At 36.5% G+C, this 17,944-nt stretch carries 18 protein-coding genes; 17 read left to right on the forward strand and 1 reads right to left on the reverse strand.

Going from position 1 to position 17,944, the window contains the following annotated elements; genetic code table 11:
• The first annotated feature begins 13 nt into the window (after positions 1-13).
• From J0N78_RS16735 to J0N78_RS16755, 6 genes are all read left to right on the forward strand, one after another.
• Positions 14-835, forward strand: coding sequence for an adenylyltransferase/cytidyltransferase family protein (locus J0N78_RS16735; protein WP_209124224.1), 822 nt, complete (start codon positions 14-16; stop codon positions 833-835).
• A gap of 123 nt (positions 836-958) precedes the next feature.
• Complete coding sequence (locus J0N78_RS16740) at positions 959-1,729, forward strand: alpha/beta fold hydrolase (protein ID WP_247747388.1); 771 nt, start codon at positions 959-961, stop codon at positions 1,727-1,729.
• Between the two features lie 3 nt (positions 1,730-1,732).
• Entirely contained in the window at positions 1,733-2,515 is a 783-nt protein-coding gene (locus tag J0N78_RS16745; RefSeq protein ID WP_209124225.1) for a 2-keto-4-pentenoate hydratase, read from the forward strand.
• Positions 2,516-2,557: 42 nt separating this feature from the next.
• Positions 2,558-2,866: a VOC family protein gene (locus tag J0N78_RS25870; RefSeq protein ID WP_307794965.1), complete on the forward strand. Its 309-nt coding sequence runs from the start codon at positions 2,558-2,560 to the stop codon at positions 2,864-2,866.
• 84 nt (positions 2,867-2,950) lie between these two features.
• Positions 2,951-3,508 carry a VOC family protein gene (locus J0N78_RS25875; RefSeq protein ID WP_247747389.1) on the forward strand — a complete coding sequence of 186 codons (558 nt, stop codon included), beginning with the start codon at positions 2,951-2,953 and terminating at the stop codon, positions 3,506-3,508.
• A 362-nt stretch (positions 3,509-3,870) separates the two neighbouring features.
• The gene (locus tag J0N78_RS16755; RefSeq protein WP_209124226.1) at positions 3,871-4,866 is read left to right on the forward strand and encodes an IS1096 element passenger TnpR family protein; all 996 of its coding nucleotides are present in this window, start codon (positions 3,871-3,873) and stop codon (positions 4,864-4,866) included.
• A gap of 529 nt (positions 4,867-5,395) precedes the next feature.
• On the opposite strand, the gene J0N78_RS16760 is transcribed toward J0N78_RS16755, so the two are convergent.
• Positions 5,396-5,557, reverse strand: a complete 162-nt coding sequence (locus J0N78_RS16760; protein ID WP_209124227.1) for a hypothetical protein — start codon at positions 5,555-5,557, stop codon at positions 5,396-5,398.
• 432 nt (positions 5,558-5,989) lie between these two features.
• Here J0N78_RS16760 and J0N78_RS25880 point away from each other — a divergent pair, with 432 nt between their 5' ends.
• The 11 genes from J0N78_RS25880 (at position 5,990) to larC (ending at position 17,931) form a co-directional block, all read left to right on the forward strand.
• Entirely contained in the window at positions 5,990-7,771 is a 1,782-nt protein-coding gene (locus J0N78_RS25880) for a peptidoglycan-binding protein (RefSeq protein WP_280637246.1), read from the forward strand.
• 619 nt (positions 7,772-8,390) lie between these two features.
• The gene (gene nikA / locus J0N78_RS16780; RefSeq protein WP_209124228.1) at positions 8,391-9,953 is read left to right on the forward strand and encodes a nickel ABC transporter substrate-binding protein; all 1,563 of its coding nucleotides are present in this window, start codon (positions 8,391-8,393) and stop codon (positions 9,951-9,953) included.
• Between the two features lie 78 nt (positions 9,954-10,031).
• Positions 10,032-10,982 carry a nickel ABC transporter permease gene (gene nikB, locus J0N78_RS16785; protein WP_209124229.1) on the forward strand — a complete coding sequence of 317 codons (951 nt, stop codon included), beginning with the start codon at positions 10,032-10,034 and terminating at the stop codon, positions 10,980-10,982.
• Positions 10,982-11,830, forward strand: coding sequence for a nickel transporter permease (nikC, locus tag J0N78_RS16790; RefSeq protein WP_209124230.1), 849 nt, complete (start codon positions 10,982-10,984; stop codon positions 11,828-11,830). The genes nikB and nikC overlap by 1 nt, the downstream gene beginning before the upstream one ends.
• The gene (locus J0N78_RS16795; RefSeq protein WP_307794960.1) at positions 11,827-12,648 is read left to right on the forward strand and encodes an ABC transporter ATP-binding protein; all 822 of its coding nucleotides are present in this window, start codon (positions 11,827-11,829) and stop codon (positions 12,646-12,648) included. The genes nikC and J0N78_RS16795 overlap by 4 nt, the downstream gene beginning before the upstream one ends.
• Positions 12,645-13,418, forward strand: coding sequence for an ABC transporter ATP-binding protein (locus J0N78_RS16800; protein WP_209124231.1), 774 nt, complete (start codon positions 12,645-12,647; stop codon positions 13,416-13,418). The genes J0N78_RS16795 and J0N78_RS16800 overlap by 4 nt, the downstream gene beginning before the upstream one ends.
• Positions 13,411-13,872 carry a GNAT family N-acetyltransferase gene (locus J0N78_RS16805; RefSeq protein ID WP_280637243.1) on the forward strand — a complete coding sequence of 154 codons (462 nt, stop codon included), beginning with the start codon at positions 13,411-13,413 and terminating at the stop codon, positions 13,870-13,872. Before J0N78_RS16800 ends, J0N78_RS16805 begins: the two co-directional genes overlap by 8 nt.
• A gap of 44 nt (positions 13,873-13,916) precedes the next feature.
• Positions 13,917-15,263 (forward strand): MATE family efflux transporter, encoded by a 1,347-nt coding sequence (locus tag J0N78_RS16810; protein WP_209124233.1) that lies wholly within the window; start codon positions 13,917-13,919, stop codon positions 15,261-15,263.
• 288 nt (positions 15,264-15,551) lie between these two features.
• Positions 15,552-16,373 carry an ATP-dependent sacrificial sulfur transferase LarE gene (gene larE / locus J0N78_RS16815; protein WP_209124234.1) on the forward strand — a complete coding sequence of 274 codons (822 nt, stop codon included), beginning with the start codon at positions 15,552-15,554 and terminating at the stop codon, positions 16,371-16,373.
• A gap of 23 nt (positions 16,374-16,396) precedes the next feature.
• Complete coding sequence (gene larB / locus J0N78_RS16820; RefSeq protein ID WP_209124235.1) at positions 16,397-17,158, forward strand: nickel pincer cofactor biosynthesis protein LarB; 762 nt, start codon at positions 16,397-16,399, stop codon at positions 17,156-17,158.
• Between the two features lie 20 nt (positions 17,159-17,178).
• Positions 17,179-17,931: a nickel pincer cofactor biosynthesis protein LarC gene (gene larC / locus J0N78_RS26210; protein WP_209124236.1), complete on the forward strand. Its 753-nt coding sequence runs from the start codon at positions 17,179-17,181 to the stop codon at positions 17,929-17,931.
• Positions 17,932-17,944: the final 13 nt, after the last annotated feature.

Here is a 17,944-nt window from a genome sequence, read left to right on the forward strand (position 1 = left end):
AGGAGATGATCAGATGAAGACGATCATAGTGAATGAGAAGACTTTACCACAGGCATATGAACAAGCGACGGATTGTGTAATGGCACTCGGTTACTTTGATGGTGTTCATCTTGGTCATCAAAAAGTAATTGAGGTTGCTCGTGAAGAAGCACGGCGTCGAGGATTACCACTAGCGGTAATGAGCTTCAGACCACACCCTATTAAGATTTTATCGGGTGGTAAAAAGCAAGTGGCTCATTTAATGACACTTTGTGATAAGGAGTCTGCTTTACAGCGGCAAGGTGTAGATCTGTTTTATTTAGTTGAATTTACACTTGGATTTGCAGGGCTTTCTCCAAAGCAATTTGTGGATGACTATTTAGTGAGGCTCAATGTGAAACATGCAGTGGCTGGGTTTGACTTTAATTATGGCGTAAAGGGCTCTGGGAAGCTGAAGGATATTCCGTCAGATTCAAATGGTGGCATTATGATAACCGAAGTAGATTGTGTGGATTATTTAGGAGAAAAAATAAGCTCTACTGCTATTCGTCAACGAATTGTTGAAGGTTTAGTCGATGAGGTTCCACATTTTTTAGGGAAATATTATAAGTTGAAGGCACATTGGGATGGGATTTCATTTCAACCATTGGAGCAAACGTTATTTCCGAAAGAAGGCGTCTATAAAGTAGAAATACAGCAGTTAAACTCATCTTATTTAACGATGATGGAGATTACTAGTGATTTACAGCTAATTGCTCATGATTTTTCGTCTATATTGAAAAAGGGAAATGTGATTATTAAATTGTTAAAGTATAGTTCAAGTTCTTTGCCAATCTATTCTAAGGTTTCTTTTTGAAAGGGGTTTGTTGTTATGACGATTTGGACTGATTTAGCAAATGTTTCATTTAAATTGCACTTTGTGGATACGAATGGAATACGTACACGTGTGCTTGAAGCTGGTTAAGGGGAGCCTTTGATTTTGCTGCATGGAACTGGAGGTCATATAGAGGCGTATGCACGAAATATACCCGAGTTAAGTAAGAAGTTTCGTGTGATTTGTATTGATATGGTAGGACATGGTTATACAGATAAGCCGAATCGTCCATATGGCATTGATTTTTATAGTGAACATTTGCTGCATGTTATTCAGGCTTTAGAGCTTGAAAAAATTTATTTATCAGGTGAATCTTTAGGGGGCTGGGTAGCGGCTTGGTTTGCGATGGAACACCCGGAATATGTGAAGTCGATGGTATTGAATACTCCAGGAAATGTGAATAATAAACCTGAAGTAATGGCTGCTTTAAAAGCTTCGACATTGAAGGCTGTAAAGGAAGCCAATTATGAAAATGTCAAAACACGATTAGAATGGCTAATGTACGATAAAAGCCAGGTGACAGAGGAGTTAATAGAGTCAAGGTACAACATTTATACTCAGCAATCCTTTAAAGAAGCAGTTCATAATATTGTGTATTTGCAGGAAGTAGAGCCTAGGAAGAAATATACTTGGAATCCAGCGTGGTGCAATAAAATAACAACGCCAACTTTACTGTGCTGGACTGACCATGACCCAACTTCATCTGTGGAGGAAGCAGGGCCTTTATTACACATGATTCATGGAAGTGAGCTTGCGGTTATAAAGGATGCGGGGCACTGGCCACAGTGGGAAAAAGTGGACGAGTTTAATAATGTACTAATTGAATATTTATTGAATGGAAAAGTACTATATAAGATTAGTTATGGAGCGAAATGAATAATGAATAATAAAGTTCAACAATTGGTTCAGCTTTTAGATGATGCCTTTCATAATCATCAATCGATTAGTCCTTTAACTAATCATGCAGAAGATTTAACAATTGATGAGGCGTATGCCGTTCAACTAGAAAGAGTAAATGTCGCAATCCAGGCTGGAGAAGTGATTAGTGGTAAGAAAATTGGTCTCACTTCTGTAGCGATGCAAAATTTACTTGGAGTGGATCAACCAGATTATGGTCATTTATTTCACTCAATGGAAGTGAAGGATGGAGAGGATGTTTCTCTGAAAACATTATTCCAACCTAAAGTTGAAGGGGAAATTACTTTTGTTTTGAAAAAGGATTTAGTGAGTCCTAACGTGACGGCTGAAGATGTTTTACTAGCAACTGATTATGTTGTGGCTGCTATTGAAATTGTTGATAGTAGGGTGAAAGATTGGAAGATTAAGCTAGAAGATACTGTTGCAGATAATGCTTCATGTGGCTTGTATGTTTTAAGTGAAAAAGCAGTTCCGTTAAACGGAGTGGATTTGAAAAAAGTGCAAATGAAGCTTTTGAAAAATGGAGAGGTTATCAATGAAGGCTGTGGTCTGAACGTGTTAGGAGATCCAGCGATTTGTGTGGCATGGCTAGCTAATAAGTTATCTGAATATAATGTAACATTGAAAGCTGGGGAAGTAATCTTATCTGGCGCATTATCTGCAGCAGTAGAAGCAGAACCTGGGGATCAGTTTACAGCTGTGTTCACTGAGCTAGGTAGTGTTAGTGTGAATTTTACAGAATAGAATCAAGAACAACAATAGGGGGGAAATATAGATGATTTTACGATTGGTTTCTCAGAATTATATGTAACGGACTTAAAAGCATCCAGAAAATTTTATGTTGAAACATTGGGGTTTATAGAAGTAAAGCAAGTTGGCAACAGCCTGTTTTTAAGAGGAATTGAGGAGTTTGACGAGTTTTCATTTATCTTAACTGAAAAACCAAGTGCGGCTTACGGTTGTTTTGGTTTACGAGTATCTAGTAAAGAATATTTAACGGAGTTAAAAGAATGGCACGATCAAATGGGTATTCCAAATGAGTATGTGGCTGAAGGTTTCTATCCAGGTCTTGGATCATGCTTAAAGGTTGTTTAGCCAAATGGACATTCTATAGTCTATTATCATTCGATGTAGCAAGTTTCTATTAGAGATGAATCGGGAAAGATTAAAGTATTGCCGATGAGTAATACACATCAGTTTAATGGTATTCCACCTATTAAAATCGATCATATGAACTTACGAGTCGAAAATGTCGATAAAGCGCTTGAATATTGGCAAGCCCTTGGATTTAAAATTTCTGAATTCGTAAAAGATGGAGACGAAAAGTTTGCGGCATGGGTACGGCGTGCAACGTTTACGCATGATGTAGCATTAGTAAAAGCATCGAGAGCTGCACTCCATCATGTTGCATTTATTGTAGATGGTGTATTAGGAGTAGTGCGTACAGCTGACTTATTGGCTGATGCTGGATTCCGTGATTCTATTGAATATGGTCCTGGCAGACATGGAGTATCCAATGCATTTTTCTTATATATTAAAGACCCAGACGGACATCGTATCGAGATTTATGCACATGATTATGCGCGTGATTTAGATATGGAGACGATTGGCTGGACCCGTGAGGAATATAATGAAAAAGGAAGATTATGGTGGGGTTCAACTGTACCAAAATCATTCTATGAAGAGTTTTCAGATGCTAATCCTCACTTTTTGACTAGAAGGAGAGGGTTTAAATAGAGTAAAGAGTTAAATGTAAATCAAATAAAAGTACAATAACTTAAGTATTTCCCTACGTTAAGAGATTTTGAGGTACATTAAGTATTTCAGATTTAGTAGCTTACTTAAATCTGAAGCGTTGTTAATTACTAAAGGGAATTTAGAAGAATGGACTAATTATTCAAAAAATCATTGCTTACAAGAAGTAAGAAAATACAGTGATTTAATTAAGCAAAATTGAATTATATTAATCAATCTTTTTTATAAAAATAATCTCATAAAACAATTCTAACCTCGTATTTTGATCAATCTTTTTTCAAAATGCGAGGTTTTCTTCTATTAAATAATCAACGATTGTACTACAATTAATAAAAAGGAATAGAGTGTCAGGAGGAGCATTTGCTTCGATCGTTTCTAAGCAGGTAGTAGCATTTCGAAATTTATCTTCTATAGAGCAGTATTTAGTTCTATTACAATGCTTTTGGGAAAAACTTGATTGGTCGGTTTTTGAGAGAAGGCATCGCTTTCGTCCTCCATCTAATATTGATTTTCTGTTTGAATCTTTAGAGAAATATGCAGCTAATAAGAAAATTAATGTTAATACAAATGAGGATTTAAAACAACTTCTTTATCAATACGATCACTTTCTTCTGTACTTTAGCTACTTAGGGCTTTGGGAGGTTGAGCTTAATAAAGAAAAGGATTATGCGGGTACCCACTTTATGGCCAAAACATTGAAATTAACACCGTTATTTAAAAAGATAGATAAAGCATTGGCGAAAAATTGGCTTGAGCATCTAGAAGAAAGTAACAGTAGGGATGCTGGTTTAGAGTCATTTCTCAGTTTGATCGGTATTAATCAGTCCATTTTAAAACCTAAAAAAAGAAAGAAAAAGGAAATAACTCCATTGGTAACTTTATTAAAGCCCATTTTCCCTGAGGCTAATTTGGATAATCCGTTTTTATCAAACGGGAAAAAATTCACGTCGGGAGTCTTTACCTTAAAGGTGACCTTTGGTAGCAGTTGTTCTCGGACGATTCAAATCTCTAGCTCTCATACGTTACTTGACCTGCATAAATTGATTCAAAGAAGCTTTGGATTTCAGGATGATCATCTGTATTCGTTTTATATGGATGGAAAGAAATTTAGCAAAAATTGCTATAATTGCCTTGAAGAAGGAGTTGGTCCATTTGTAAATGAAGCACAATTTGGAAGCTTACAATTAATTGAAGGTCAAAGGTTTTTATATTTATTCGACTTTGGTGACGAATGGAAATTTGATATAGAAGTAATTAGAATTTCGGAAGGAACTGATATTATCGAGGCAAAAATCGTAGATCAAAAAGGGGAAGCTCCTTTGCAATATGGCGATTTCTAAAGTTAAGCCTTTAGGTGCTGATAAAGTAAGTGAGTACAGGATAGAAGATTTTATAAACGAAATACGGTGAGACTTATGATGTTATTTTCGATACAGTTGATGTTGTTATTGAATATTGGAAGGAAGCAGCCTTAGATAAACCGTCTGTTGTTAGATGTTCAAAGTTAAACACGTTCACTATAAAAGATTTTTGATAGATGGTGATATGAATTTAAATCTTCCATTAACGATATGAGTAGCAATGATATCACCTGAGTTTTCTACGATAAACTGGTAATCTTTATGATGTTGTGCTAGTTCTTCCTTCACTGCTCTTTCTATAATATGAAACAAGGAGGTCTGCTTCTAATTGCATAATTTCTTCTTGTGGGTCGTACATATTTTTTTCGTTTTTTTATTTAAGTCGGAATTCATGTTTTTAATTCTCCTTTAATTTTAAATAAAAAAAACCAAAAGAAGCATCCCTTTCAGAATACTGCTTTTGGTTCATGTCTAGCTAATATTATCTAGCTCATTTCCACCACTTTATTTAATTTTTAATTTCTCCTTCAGTAATCAAAATAATGGGACTTTCATCTATTTCGAAATCCCACTCAACAAAAATGTCATTGATTTTTCTATTCAAAATACTTGTAAAATCAACAGTACTATATAAATATCCTTTTTCGACAGATCTTTTTATGCCTTTCAATAATAATTCTCACCATACCGTATGACCTCTTTTTCGATTCACACAAGAATACCGCTACGCATGACAAGAATGGTTCTTGGGTTAAGTTCAAAAGAAATTATTGAGTCAGGAGCTTTTTGAGCATACAATGATTTCCTGTTCAATAGCCTCCTGCCCCATTATAATTTTCATTTGCATATTTTGATTATATTATAAATTCACATTTTTTTTCAAACGTTTCAAACGCAAGCAGACGATTTAGGGTGTCTGGATTGAATAAAAAATTATAAAGCATTTTTTTTTATTATCTGAAAATATAAATCTATTAAATAAACACTTAGTAAAAAATCCTTATTAAATATCGTAGGTAATAATGTTTATTTTTACTAGGACAAACATACAATCAAAATTTTTCCTGCTTTATATATTATATAAATAGGAGGTGAAAGTTTGATGCAAGCAAGAAACTCACAAAATGCATTGGGTCTTGATGTTTCCCATCACCAAGGGTCGATTGATTGGCCAAAAGTGAAAGCGGCAGGAAAATCATTCGTTTTTATAAAAGTGACAGAAGGAGTAGGGTTTATAGACCCGAAATTTCACGAAAATTATGTTGCTGCAAAAAAAGAAGGGTTTATTGTAGGGGCCTATCATTATGCAACTCCGGCTATAGATGATGCGATAGAAGAAGCAGATTACTTTGTTGATACGTTACTCAAATTTAATGCATTACAAAAAGGAGATCTACCTCCAGTATTAGATCTTGAAGAACACCGAGGATTAAATAAAGATGAATTAACAAATTGGGCGCGTAATTGGATTAACAGAGTAAAGGAAAGAATAGGGATTGAACCGATTATTTACTCTTACCCGTGGTTTATCGATACCCACCTTCATCCAACGCTTCATGATATTCCTTTATGGTTTGCGAGATACGGAGTGAATCAACCACGTGATTATGGTGGGTGGAATAGGTGGACATTTTTACAATATACAGCCTCAGGTTCCGTAAATGGAATAAATGGACCTGTTGATCTCAATGAGTTTGATGGAACCGTAGAAGATTTAAAGGAATTTGTAAGCTTGGCTACTCAAAACTTAAAACTACCAACCTCTATCACTATAACTTTGGAATTGCTATTAGAGAAGAGTAAAAGCTACTTTGATAATTTACATCCAGTAGTTCGTGATAAAGCCATCCAATTAATTACTGAAGGTTATAAGCAGAAAATAAATGGAGTTATTATTAGTGGTTTTCGCTCGATAGAAAAACAAAATGAATTATATGAGCAAGGAAGGAGTAAGCCAGGAAATATCGTAACAAATGCACCTGGAGGTCATAGTTATCACAATTATGGATTAGCAGTCGATATTGGAATTTTAAATCCAGATGGTAAATCCTTTAATTGGAATGACTTAAATGCATTCAAGCAATTAGGTCAAATTGGTGTTTCGCTTGGCTTCGAATGGGGAGGCAACTGGAGAACTTTTAAAGACTATCCACATTTTCAATATACGTTTGGACTTTCTATCAAAGATTTACTAAGTGGAAAACGACCACCTGATCACCCATTCTTACAAGAAGGTGATAAAGGTGAAGAGGTCGAGAAATTACAAACGTATTTAAAAAAGCTAGGATTTTATAAAGGATCGATAGACGGAATATTTGGCCCCGTTACAAAAGAAGCGGTCAAAGCCTTTCAAAAATCACAGGGGTTAACCGTGGATGGGATCGTTGGGTCGAATACGAGGGAAGCCCTGAAAAAAGCATTATCCACTCCGCAACCAAAGCCGTCTCCTGAAAAGAAAAACTTGGAACGTGGAGCTCAAGGGGAAGAAGTAAAGAGCCTTCAAACCACGCTTAAAAAGCTAGGGTATTATAAAGGAACGATAGACGGAATATTTGGCCCCGTAACAGAACAAGCGGTCAAAGCATTTCAAAAATCAAAGGGATTAACCGTGGATGGGATCGTTGGCCCGAATACGAGGGAAGCATTATCAACTGCCCAACCAAAGCCGTCCCCTGAAAAGAAAAACCTGAAACGTGGAGCTCAAGGAGAAGAAGTAAAGAGCCTTCAAACCAGACTTAAAAAGCTAGGGTATTATAAAGGAACGATAGATGGAATATTTGGCCCCGTAACAGAACAAGCGGTCAAAGCCTTTCAAAAATCAAAGGGATTAACCGTGGATGGGATCGTTGGTCCGAACACAAGGGAAGCCCTTAATAAAAAATAAATGAAACTTAAAGACTGTCAACGATTACTGAAGTTTGACATACTAAATAGTTTGGAAAATGACACACTAAATTACAGAGTGACAACAAATACGTTATTTCATAGGAAATAAACAATTCTTGAATAAGATTAAAACGCTTGGATGAAGTATAAATCCAAGCGTTGTTATTTCCTTTACTATTTTCATTATAATTCCAATTCCCAATGTTTTTTACCGGTAATTTCCATTGATTTCATAGTATCAGAACTACAGAAGAGATTATCCCCCTTTTTCATAGAAGCTGTAGATGCAAAAGGGGTTTTTATATTGGTAATTTAAACATTTAGTTGATACTACTATTATGGTAACACATTATAGTAATTGTTATGAATTATGATTGACGTTCACAAAAACTTTGTGTATATTTATTGAGTGTGAATATAAATAGTAATAGTTACGATTTATTCCTCTATCACCATTTTTACTATTTTACTATCTTGCTATTTTTTAAAAGAAAAAATGACGAAACAAATGTACATAATTGTTCAAAACAAAGTCGACGAGCAGCACCTGTAAAACGGGCTGCGATTTCGTGAAAAGAAAGAAAATAGTTTTTCTAAAACAAGGAGTGGAATAAACAATGTTTAAAATACAATCAGTTCTTTACTTAATTCTTGCTTTACTATTTACTTTTGTTGTGGGGTGTAATAACCAGGGAGAGGATACTGGTTCCAAAGTAAAGGAAGAAGGTACAAGTGAATCTTCTGAGACAGAGGATAAGTCAGTAACGTTGTTATTTAGTTTTGCGTCGAAAACGATAGATCCCCATCAGGATTGGATGGGTGTTCGTGCAGGAATTGCAGAGACGTTAGTGAAGATTGATGAAAATCTTGAAATTCAACCGTGGTTAGCAGAATCATGGGAGCAGGAAGACGAGAGAACATGGACATTTACGATTAGAGATGGAGTTACGTTCCACGACGGAACATTAGTTGATGGGGAAGCTGTGAAAGCTTCATTTGAACGTGTTATGGATGTGAACGATGCGATTGCAGCTAACTTAAAAATCGAATCCATAGAAGCAAGCGGTCAAGAAGTTACGTTTATAACTACAGAAGCGTACCCTGTGTTTCTGTCTGAATTGGTCCATACAAATGCTTCTATTATAAAAGCAGACGAAGAAAATATCAGTGAAAAACCGATTGGAACAGGTCCATTTCAAGTAGTTAATTTTACACCTGAAGCAGAGATCCAACTAGAAAGATATGAGAATTATTGGGATGGAGCTGCGAACTTAGATAAAGTCATGATAAAGTTTAACTCAGATGGAAATGTCCGTGCACTAGCCCTTCAATCCGGTGAAGTAGACATTGCATATCATTTGCCTCCTGAGGCGTTAGATCCAATTGAGACTAGTGATAACCTTCGTGTTGAATCGATTTCAAGCTTACGTGTCCATTTCATTCTTTATAATGCCGCAAAGCCTGCATTACAAGATGTAAAGGTTCGAAAAGCAATAGATTTACTTATTAATCGTCCTGTAGCGGTGAGTGAGATTATGAATGGACATGCAACAGCTGCCAATGGACCGTTCAACCCTGATTTTGCATTTGCAAGTGAAAAAGAGCCAGAAAGTCATGATCCAGCACAAGCAGAGGTTTTATTGAAAGAGGCTGGTTATGAGAAGAATAAAGATGGGAAGTTGGAAAAAGATGGAGAGGTTCTTGAGTTAACGTTGGCAACGTATCAAGGCAGACCTGAACTTCCATTAATGGCCCAGTACTTACAAGCAGAAGCGGCAAGTTTAGGAATTGGTGTGAATATCGTCACGATTGAAAACATTGATAGTTATTTATGGGAGCAACAAGATGAATGGGATCTAGTTACGTACTCTAATTTGACGGCTCCTCGAGGAGACGGCGGCTATTTCTTGAATGTTGCATATTTACCAGAGGGTTCATTAAATCCAGGGCAAATCGATATTCCTGAACTAAATGAAATCACGAAACAACTAAATGTGACAGCCGATCTTGAGGAAAGAATTGCCTTGCAAAAGAAAGCTGTAGCTATCATTCAGGATCAGGTTCCACAATCGTTTATTTTACATCCCCATATTATTGTAGGAGTGAATGAGCGCGTTAAGAACTGGAGTCCAGGATCTGAAGAATACTACTTAATTACTAATAAAATGGATGTAGAATAGTAGAAAAGTGAAAGTGTCTTAAGATACTTTCACTTTTCTTGTTAGCTTTTTATAACGAGTGTTGGCAGGTGAGAATAGATGTGCAGAATTTTGTCTATTATTGGTTCGAGAATGATCCAATTAGTCGTAATGGTTTTAATTCTTTCCTTTGTGACTTTTTTATTAATAAAAGTCACACCGGGTGATCCGATTAGAGCGATTTTAAAGGTAGATGACGTGGTATCAACAACAGTTGAAGAGGAGAGGTTAAAGAAAGAGTATGGCTTAGACCAACCGATTTTAGTGCAATATAGTCGGTGGATTTGGAATGTTGCACATTTTGATCTAGGAGAATCGATTATTGCTAAAAGGCCAGTGCTGGACATGATAATGAGCAGATTGCCGGCCACGGTTGCTTTAACTATAGGAGGCATGGTGGTACTTTTTTTGATCTCAGTTCCACTTGGAATACTAGGAGCTGTTTATGAAGGTCGTTGGCCTGACTATATAAGTAGATGGATGGCAATGCTGGGAGCTTCTATTCCAAGCTTTTGGCTTGGATTGTTGTTAATTTATTTGTTCTCATTAAAGCTCAACCTTTTACCTGTAATGGGGAAAGGTACATTAGCTCATTTTGTTTTACCTTCTATTACGCTTGGAATTGCAATGGCACCAATGTATATTCGATTACTACGCGAACGACTAATTTCTACGTTGCAGAGCTCATACATTGAAGCGGCAAAAGCAAGAGGATTACGAAAAGAGCGGATTCTTCTTTTTCATGCCCTAAGAGGGAGTCTAATTCCGTTGGTTACGGTGTTTGGATTAAGTATTGGCAGTCTTCTCGGAGGAATAACAGTGATTGAAATACTCTTTTCCTGGCCAGGAATGGGGGAACTGATAGTGAATTCCGTGATGCAACGTGATTATCCGGTTATTCAAGGTTATATCCTAATAGTAGGTTTTCTAGTAGTGATAACAAACCTTATCGTTGATTTAATGTATTTGATGATTAATCCACAAATCAAGCAAGGAAAGGAGTTGGGGTAATGGAAACAGCATTGCTCAAAACCTCAAGACTTCTCCGTAACCCTAATATGACGATCGGACTTCTCCTTGCTACGCTTCTTGCATTTGTTACGTTCCTTGGCGGAGTCCTCGTTCCCCATGATCCGTTTCAAATTGATATGGGCAACAGGTTACAGGGCGCATCTTCAACTCATTGGCTTGGAACCGATCAATTAGGTCGGGATGTGTTTTCAAGAATTATATATGGAGCAAAACTAACGATTGGTTTAGGGATGTTTACGATTGTAATGGCAATTTGTATAGGTGTTCCAATCGGACTTCTTTCTGGTTACATGGGAGGAAGAATTGATGCATTTTTTATGAGAATTATTGATGGGATTTTAGCTTTTCCTGATTTTATATTAACTATTGCAATTGCTGGTATGTTAGGACCGAGCCTAACTAATATTATTATTGCGGTTGTTTTGGTAAGGTGGATTGTCTATGCTCGTGTGGTTCGAGGCTTAGTCCTTGCAGAAAAAGAGAAAGAGTATGTTTTAGTTTCAAAAGTCTCTCATTCTAGTTCTTTCAAAACAATACGTATGCATTTGTTACCTCAAGTGATGCCAGACATTATTGCCATGGCTACCATTGATGTGGGGAAAGTGATTTTACTGATTTCAGCATTCTCTTATATTGGCCTGGGAGCTCAACCACCTATTCCAGAATGGGGAGCGATGCTTAACGATGGACGAGGTTACTTTCAAGTGGTACCTACTTTAATGATTTATCCAGGGTTAGCAATTATGGTAACCGTTCTATGTTGTAACTTATTAGGAGATGGATTGAAAAGTTACTTTGATATACGAAAAGGAAGGGATTATTTGTGAGTGGACCTCTTATGACCATACAAGGTTTGCAGATTGAAAGTAGAGCTGGAAAAAATGCATTATTGAGAAACATGAATATTGAAGTTCAAAAGGGTGAAATTGTTGGTCTCATTGGAGAAAGTGGTAGCGGGAAAAGCTTAACTGCAAAAGCGATTATGGGTCTTCTTCCGTCAGAAATGAATGTAAATGGTCATATTTTCTATAAGAACGATGATCTATTATCAATACCTTCAGAAGCACACCGTAAGCTTCTCGGGAAGGAAATCGGTTTGATCTTTCAAGATTACCGTGGGAGCTTTACTCCATTCATTAAAATTGGGAAACAATTGGTTGAAACAATCTGTACACACGAAATGATTCGTAAAAAAGAGGCAAAGATCATCGCTTTTCGAGTTCTTGAGGAAATGGGTCTCGATTCAGAAAGGGTCTATAAAAGTTATCCATTTCAATTAAGTGGTGGACAGGTTCAACGGGCTGCCATTGCGATGGCGTTAGCATTAAGACCTGATTTGCTTATCTGTGATGAAATCACTACTGCTTTGGATGTGATGAATGGCGAGAAGGTGTTAAGTTATATTGATCAAGTTCGAAAAGAAACAGGGTGTGCGGTTCTATTGATTACTCATGATTTAGCTCAAGCTTATAAGCGGACGGATCGGATCTATGTTATGCACCAAGGTGAAATCGTTGAAGAAGGTTTACCCGAACAGATTCGCTGTCATCACCAGCACCCCTATACGAAAAAATTATGTTCTTGCCTGCTTTCGCTTCCTGGAGAGGAAGCACTAATCCAAAATAATAAGGTGAGAGTCCTATGAGTTTATTAATCGTCGATCGGTTATCCAAGAATTATGCAAAAAGTGTTAAGGCTTTGGAGAACGTTTCATTTCGTGTTGATAAAGGAGAATGCATTGGGATTGTAGGAGAAAGCGGTTGTGGAAAAAGTACGCTAGCACGAGTAATTTTAGGTTTGGAATCCTATAAGGAAGGTCGTGTAATTTTTAAAGAACAACCAGTCGCTCCGAAGAAAAGGACTTTCTTACGTCAGTATCGAAAAGATGTTCAAATGATCTTCCAAGATACCACGAGTACGTTAAACCCGAAGCTGCCGGTTTGGAAAAGCATTCTAGAACCTCTTGACAATTTTAAGGAAATTTCCCCTGCTTTTCTATCAGCTGAAGGATTATCAAGAAAAGAAATCGCTGAAGAACTTTTAGAAATGGTGGGACTAGAAAAACAAATGGTTGACCGTTATCCAGGGGAATTAAGTGGAGGACAAAAGCAACGAGTTAGTATTACTAGAGCATTAAGTATTGAGCCATCACTTCTCGTCTGCGATGAACCTACAGCAAGTTTGGATGTTACGGTTCAAGTTCAGATTTTGCGTTTACTAAAGGAGCTTCAGAAAAAAACAAACATGACTATTCTGTTTATCTCACATGATCTAAGGGCTGTTACATTTTTATGTGAAAAAATAATTGTATTAAGAAATGGTTCCATAGTTGATCAGTTCGATTTGGCAGAGCTTTATCATAAGCAACGTCATCCTTACACAAAAGCGTTAATTCAAGCTGCTTCAATTGAGTAATAGAAAAATCATAACAGATGTTTATCCTTTCCCAATTAGTGAGGCGTCAATGAAAGATTTAACTGATATGGAGTTATTATTCTTAACCAGAGAAAAGGCAACGTTTTTAGCTGCATTTTATAAAGATCAAGTAGTTGGAACTATTGCTGTTCGACCGTATGATGGAAGAATAGTTTCACTTGGAAATCGATACAACTTAGAAGAAACCTGTGAAATTATTAAATGTTATGTAGATAAAAATTTGAGAAAACAAGGAATTGGTTCTTCACTTTTTAATGAGGTTGAACGTTATTGTAAAGAAGTCGGCTATAAAATGATGTATCTACACACACATAAGTTCTTACCAGGAGGCTTGTCTTTTTGGCAAAAGAAAGGTTTTATAACTATATTAGATGAATGTAATGAGCAGGCAACTGTTCATTTAGAAAAAGGTCTAGTTAATAATGAACTTTGATTTACACATATTTATAAAAGTAAGATTAAAAAAAGGAGACAAGTATGAAATTAGCAACCTCCTCACTGGAAAACAAGGGTAGCCCTTCCTTAAGTCAACGCCAGTATTTAGTATTGGCAATTCCACTTATTATTTCAGGTATTTCAACTCCGATATTAGGCGCGGTTGATACAGCAGTAGTTGGCCGAATTCCTGACCCAGCTTCAATTGGTGGAGTAGCGATTGGGGCCGTTATTTTTAATACGATGTACTGGTTGCTTGGCTTTTTACGAGTGAGTACGAGTGGTTTTACTGCACAGGCAGAAGGGGCAAATAATCAAAAGGAAATGATATTATCGTTTTTACGACCGATGATTATAGCTGTGGTGTTCGGTTTGTTTTTCATTATTTTACAGCAGCCTATATTAAAAATTGCTTTAGCTTTAATCGGCGGAAGCGAAACGGTATCGTCGTTTGCTGCAAGCTATTTTTCCATTCGAATTTGGGGAGCGCCATTTTCTCTACTTAGCTACGTGATGATTGGTTGGCTCATCGGTATGGGGAAGGTTCGCTTAGCGTTAGCTACTCAAGTTTTAATGAATCTTTTAAATATCATTTTAGATATTGTATTTGTTTTAGGTTTCGGGATGGGAGTTACTGGGGTTGCTTATGCGACACTTATATCTGAAATCAGTGCCGTTTTATTTGGAGCATGGGTTATTTATCGTACACATAGAGTCAAACTCTCAACGATTAACTTTCAAATGTTAATAGAGTCTGAGCCGCTAATAAAAATGATCAAAGTCAATCGAGATTTATTTTTACGGACGGTTTGTTTACTGACGATGACGGGGATCTTTACTGCAAAGGGTGCGAGTATGGGAGAGGTAACACTAGCAGCGAATGCAATTCTTCTGCAAATCCATTATATTATGGCATATTTGATAGCAGGCTTTGCGAATGCGTCGAGTATCATCGTGGGAAGAGCAATAGGCAGTGGAAATCAATTTCTTTATAAACGTGCCTTATCCCTTTCAGCACAATGGGGCTTTGCTTCATCAATTGTATTATTTTTAGTCATACTTTTATTTGGTGAAAGTATTGTTGCATTGTTTACAACCATTACTGAGGTGAAAGAAGTTGCTATTGGTCTATTAATCTGGATGCTTGTTTTTCCTTTTGTAGGATTTTGGGGGTTGCAATTAGAAGGGATTTTTTCAGGAGCTACAGAGGCCAGATCGATTAGAGATTCGATTATCTTGGCATTAATCGTGTTTTTACTAGCCATTTGGTTGTTCGTACCTGTATATAGTAATCATGGAGTTTGGATCGCTTTTGTATTATTTAGTTTCTCACGTTCCTTCTTTTTATCGTTATTTATACCGAAATTAACTCGAACAAATTTTAGTTAACTTGTTTTACGGAATTTGATAGTGAAAAAGATCTCTTAACCATACTGATTCTTTCGGTATGGTATTTTTAAACCTAACAAGTTAAAAATACTACAATGATAGCTTTAGGGCAATTCTAATTGTATGGTACTATTTTCCATAAGAAATTAACAGGTATGTCTGTTAAGCGAGCATTATTTTACTTTATATAGTAACTACCTTATAATAAATTGTATTATTTTCTTGTCAAATAAATAGAAGTTCATACATTACGCTATATTAGATATGGTAATTTGAGGTGTTTAAACAATGTTACAAGAAAAATTTGAACATTTAAAAATAATTATACAAGAAATGGAAAGTGTAATTATCGCTTTTTCTGGCGGGGTAGACAGTACGTTTTTGTTAAAAGTAGCTGTCGATGTTCTTGGTACGGAAAATGTCCTTGCTGTTACGGCAGATTCTGAAACGTATCCTTCGAGTGAACTAGAAGAAGCAAAGCAGTTTGCAAAGTTAATTGGTGCTAGACATCAAGTGATCGAAACGTCTGAGCTTGCTATTCCTGGATATGCTGAAAATGATCAAAACCGCTGTTATTTCTGTAAAAAAGGTTTGTTTGAAGAAATCGTCCCTATTATGGATGAAAATGGGTTTCAAAATGTTTTATATGGTTTAATTGCCGATGATATGAGTGAACATCGTCCGGGTGTCCGGGCAGCGATCGAACATGGGGTTCGAGGTCCACTTCAAGAAGCTAATCTTTATAAAGATGAAATAAGAGAGCTATCGAAACAATTAAATTTACCAACATGGGAAAAGCCATCTTTTGCTTGTTTATCTTCAAGGATTGCATATGGTCAAATGATTACGCAGGAAAAGTTAACAAAGATAGAGAAATCTGAACATTATTTAAAGCTATTAGGTATTAAGCAAGTTCGAGTTCGCACACATGAAGATATTGCGAGAGTAGAAGTTGATCCAGAAGATATGCAATTGGTATTAAATCATCATGAAAGTATATCAGAAAAGCTGCAAGATTTCGGATATAAGTTTGTAACACTTGATCTTCAAGGATATAAGAGCGGTAGTATGAATAAGGCTTTAGGTAAACAAGAGACAGTAAATGAATGATAAAGTTAAAAAGGTGTGTCCTAATGGAAAATAAACGCATAGATGTCATACTCAATGAAGTAAGAGACGGAACATTAAGTATAGATAAAGCAAAGGCTTTATTGTCTTCTTTTGAGGATATTGGCTTTGCAAAACTAGATCATCAAAGGCAGAAGCGAACAGGTTTCCCTGAAGTCGTTTATGGAGAAGGGAAGACCGCAAACCAAATTATTAGCATTGTTTTATCTTTAATGAAAAGTACAAATCGTGTTCTAGCAACAAGAGTTGATGATCAAAAAGGATATCAAGTGAAAGAAGCAATCCCTGAAATGGAGTACAACTCAGAAGCCCGCACTTTATTTTGGAAGCAGCCAGATGAAACGCTATGTATTTATGAAGGGTATATAGCTGTTGTTTGTGCAGGTACTTCTGATTTACCTGTTGCAGAGGAAGCAGCCGTAACGGCAGAAGCTTTCGGTGCATCTGTAAAACGAATATACGATGTCGGTGTAGCAGGAATACATCGACTCTTTTATTATCTCGATGATATTGAAAATGCAACGGTGACTATTGTTGTTGCTGGAATGGAAGGAGCACTACCTAGCGTAGTTGGTGGATTAATTAGTAATCCCATTGTCGCTGTACCAACGAGTGTCGGATATGGGGCAAATTTTCAAGGGCTCTCTGCATTACTAACGATGCTAAATTCATGTGCATCTGGAATTAGTGTAATGAATATTGATAACGGCTTTGGTGCTGGTTATTATGCAATGTTAATACATAAAAATCATCGAATAAATTTTTAAAGAGAAAGGGGAAAGATAATTTGAATACGCTTTATATTGACTGTTTTTCAGGAATTAGTGGTGATATGACGATTGGTGCACTCTTAGATCTTGGAGCTGATCCTACAGTTCTTGAAACAGAATTAAGAAAACTTCATATTCATGAAGAATATGAACTCCGCTGGGAAAAAGTCGTAAAAAAAGGGGTTACTGCGACAAAGTTTGATGTGATTTTGTCTGAAAGTGACACACACCACAGCCATAGTCATCACCACCACCATTCGCATCGTCATTACTCTGATATTGTCAAACTGATTCAAAATACAGACTATAATGAAAATATAAAAGATATGGCACTCAAGATTTTTGAAATAATCGGAAAGGCTGAAGGTAAAATACATAACATTCCATTAGAAAAGGTCCATTTTCATGAAGTTGGTGCTGTTGATTCCATTATTGATATTGTAGGTACTTGTATTTTAATTGACCAATTGAAAGTATCGAATATTTTAGCTTCTCCTGTTCCTGTAGGAAATGGTAAAATCCAAATTGCCCATGGTTTGTTTCCGGTACCAGCACCTGCAACATTGGAAATTTTAAAAGGGATTCCTATCAAAACAAGTGATATTGAAGGAGAATTAACGACACCAACTGGGGCAGGTATATTATCAGCACTTGTCCATCAATTTGGGCCAGTTCCTTCATTTACGATAACATCCATTGGCTATGGTGCAGGAACGAAAGATTTTCCTAATCATCCAAATGTATTACGAATGATGCTTGGTACATCGTAATCGGGGGAGATCT

This window comes from Alkalihalobacillus sp. BA299 (assembly GCF_017745675.1).
Classification (GTDB): Bacteria; Bacillota; Bacilli; order Bacillales; family Bacillaceae_F; genus Alkalihalobacterium.

What these genes read in the sequence shown, in the direction of transcription:
- J0N78_RS25880 (WP_280637246.1), top strand. Translation starts at nt 5,990, where the DNA reads ATGCAAGCAAGAAACTCACAAAATGCATTGGGTCTTGATGTTTCCCAT.
- nikC (WP_209124230.1), top strand. Translation starts at nt 10,982, where the DNA reads ATGGAAACAGCATTGCTCAAAACCTCAAGACTTCTCCGTAACCCTAAT.
- J0N78_RS16735 (WP_209124224.1), top strand. Translation starts at nt 14, where the DNA reads ATGAAGACGATCATAGTGAATGAGAAGACTTTACCACAGGCATATGAA.
- J0N78_RS16745 (WP_209124225.1), top strand. Translation starts at nt 1,733, where the DNA reads ATGAATAATAAAGTTCAACAATTGGTTCAGCTTTTAGATGATGCCTTT.
- larB (WP_209124235.1), top strand. Translation starts at nt 16,397, where the DNA reads ATGGAAAATAAACGCATAGATGTCATACTCAATGAAGTAAGAGACGGA.
- J0N78_RS16810 (WP_209124233.1), top strand. Translation starts at nt 13,917, where the DNA reads ATGAAATTAGCAACCTCCTCACTGGAAAACAAGGGTAGCCCTTCCTTA.
- J0N78_RS25875 (WP_247747389.1), top strand. Translation starts at nt 2,951, where the DNA reads ATGAGTAATACACATCAGTTTAATGGTATTCCACCTATTAAAATCGAT.
- nikB (WP_209124229.1), top strand. Translation starts at nt 10,032, where the DNA reads ATGTGCAGAATTTTGTCTATTATTGGTTCGAGAATGATCCAATTAGTC.
- J0N78_RS16800 (WP_209124231.1), top strand. Translation starts at nt 12,645, where the DNA reads ATGAGTTTATTAATCGTCGATCGGTTATCCAAGAATTATGCAAAAAGT.
- nikA (WP_209124228.1), top strand. Translation starts at nt 8,391, where the DNA reads ATGTTTAAAATACAATCAGTTCTTTACTTAATTCTTGCTTTACTATTT.
- larE (WP_209124234.1), top strand. Translation starts at nt 15,552, where the DNA reads ATGTTACAAGAAAAATTTGAACATTTAAAAATAATTATACAAGAAATG.